Here is a 2,122-nt window from a genome sequence, read left to right on the forward strand (position 1 = left end):
ATGATCATCCTGAAGTATCAGCCTGCGGGCGCGAAAAGCAATGGGAAAGCCGGCGACCATCTGGCGCTGATCGGCAAAGGCGTCACCTTCGACAGCGGCGGCATCTCCATCAAGCCCGCGCAAGACATGGAGAAAATGAAGTACGACATGTGCGGCGCCGCCGGCGTCCTAGGAGCCATGCGCGCCATCGCCCAACTAAAACCCAACATCCCCGTAACCGGCATCGTCCCCTCAGTCGAGAACATGCTCAGCGGCCGCGCCCAGCGCCCCGGCGACATCGTCAAATCGCTTTCCGGCAAAACCATCGAGGTGTTGAATACTGACGCCGAGGGACGCCTGATCCTGAACGACGCCATCACGTACGCGAAACGGCTCGGCTGCACTCATCTGGTCGACACCGCCACTCTCACCGGAGCGATTGTCGTCGCGCTGGGCCACGTCCACACCGGGGCCTTCACCAATAACCAGGAAATGCTAGCCCGTGTCCTCACCGCCGCGAAAGAGAAAGGCGAAAACATGTGGCCGATGCCGCTGGATGACGACTACCGCGAATTGCTCAAGAGCGCCTTCGCCGACCTCGCCAACATCGGGCCGCGCTGGGGCGGCGCCATCACCGCCGCGTGGTTCCTGCGCGAATTCGCCGAAGACACGCCCTGGGTGCACCTGGATATCGCCGGCACGGGATGGCTGGATGAAGCCGCGCCAAACCTCGCTAAGGGACCCACCGGCGTTTGCGTCCGCACTTTTGCGCAGCTCGCCGCCAGGTGGGCGTGAGTCATGAATATACTCGCAGTCGGCGCGCACCCCGATGACATCGAATTTGGCTGCGCGCACGTCCTGATCCGGGAAGTGCGCAAGGGCAACCACGTCAAGCTCCTGGTCCTCTCGCGCGGCGAGGCCGGTTCTAACGGCACTCCCGAGGCGCGCGAAGCCGAAGCTCGGGCCGCCGCGAAGCTCATTGGCGCCGACATCGACTTTCTCGATTTCGGAGGCGATTGCCATCTGCTCCGCTCCCCTGAAAACGCCTTTAAGCTGGCCGTCGAGATCCGCAAGACGCAACCCGCCATCGTGCTCGCGCCACACACCGGCGAGAATCAGCATCCGGACCACGCCATTGTCGGCCAACTGGTCCGCGACGCCTGCCGCTTTGCGCGCTACGGAGGCCTGGAATTCCTCAAAGGTTTTTCGCTGAAAGGCACGGCCGCGCACACCATTTCCGCGCTGTATTTCTACACCATCACCAAGGAATTCGGTCCGCCGGACATCGTTATCGATGTTAGTGACATCGTTAAAGACTGGGAAGCCGCCATGCTGTGCCATGCCGGACAGATGCAAACTCGCGGCTACGTCGATCTGCGGCTATCGGCCGCGCGCCACCTGGGATTGTCCATTGGCGTCGAATACGCCGCTGGTTTCTATGTGAATGATCCGGTGCGCATCGGCGCGTTGTCGGACCTGACATTATCCTCGCGGCATTTCTAACCGGCACAACCCGAAACTCGCGATTGGCAGTATTCTGTACATATGAAACTTTGGCCTGCACTGTTCATCGCATTGCCCCTCCTGGCGCAGGAGACAATTTCGCTGCCACTGAAGAATCCGGTCGACCCATCCGCTCCCGCGGAGAAAATCGAGGAGCGCGGCAAAGGCGGTGTCATCGACCGTGCGATTACCAATGTTGTGCAGCCCACCATCACGGTGTATTTGCCCCCGAAGGCTCAAGCCAACGGAACCGGCATCGTGATCTGTCCCGGTGGCGGATATCAGCACTTGGCCATCGACAAAGAAGGTCACGATATCGCGCACTGGCTCAATAGCATCGGCATCGCGGCAGTGGTGCTGAAATACCGCTTGCCGGGCAGTATGCGCGGCAGCTCGCAGGGCGATATTCATGAGGTCGCGGACCGGATTCATGTTGCGCTGGAGGACGCCGAAGCGGCCATGCGCCTCATGCGCGAAAATGCATCCAAGTGGAACCTGAAGCCCGGCGCCATCGGGATGATGGGGTTCTCGGCCGGCGGCCACTTGGCGGCCATGATGGGAATGATCGCCCCTCCCGATAGCCGTCCGGATTTCCTGGTGCTCGGTTATCCGGCAATCCCGGCCGCGCTCAACGTCACCT

3 protein-coding genes are annotated in these 2,122 nt (G+C 61.4%); all 3 read left to right on the forward strand.

All coding sequences use genetic code 11. The annotated features are described in order from the left end of the window. On the forward strand, window positions 1–774 hold a 774-nt coding region (locus VNC39_RS00355; protein ID WP_325395041.1), incomplete at its 5' end, for a M17 family metallopeptidase. A gap of 3 nt (window positions 775–777) precedes the next feature. After that, window positions 778–1,482 carry a PIG-L family deacetylase gene (locus VNC39_RS00360; protein ID WP_325395043.1) on the forward strand — a complete coding sequence of 235 codons (705 nt, stop codon included), beginning with the start codon at window positions 778–780 and terminating at the stop codon, window positions 1,480–1,482. 42 nt (window positions 1,483–1,524) lie between these two features. Further along, window positions 1,525–2,122: alpha/beta hydrolase (locus VNC39_RS00365; RefSeq protein ID WP_325395045.1), on the forward strand; the 598-nt coding region annotated here is incomplete at its 3' end.

Origin of the sequence: Acidocella sp., from assembly GCF_035535915.1 — a bacterium.
In the GTDB taxonomy this organism is placed as follows: Bacteria; Pseudomonadota; Alphaproteobacteria; order Acetobacterales; family Acetobacteraceae; genus Acidocella.